We start from the raw sequence: 246 nt of genomic DNA on the forward strand, positions 1-246 counted from the left end.
ATCTGTGACATTGGCAGTGGTAACATGGATCGCATGGGGAAGTCCAAGAATATCTACACTGATATGTCGTTTAATACCAGAAACTTTCTTACCACCATCATAACCTTTTTGTTCAGCCGTATCTGCATTCTTAACACTTTGGGCATCGACAATATTAAAGCTAGAGCTTTGGGGGCGAGTCACAGCTTCACTTATTTGCCAAACAATTTTCTCATTAAGGTCTCTAATAGAATGTAAATGTCGGCT

General features: G+C 39.8%; 1 protein-coding gene. It reads right to left on the reverse strand.

The features are described 5' to 3' along the window. The coding region (locus FS458_RS20485; protein ID WP_260858860.1) for a transposase at positions 1–246 on the reverse strand (246 nt) is incomplete at both ends.

This window comes from Fictibacillus phosphorivorans, assembly GCF_007673525.1.
GTDB classification, from domain to species: domain Bacteria; phylum Bacillota; class Bacilli; order Bacillales; family Fictibacillaceae; genus Fictibacillus; species Fictibacillus phosphorivorans_C.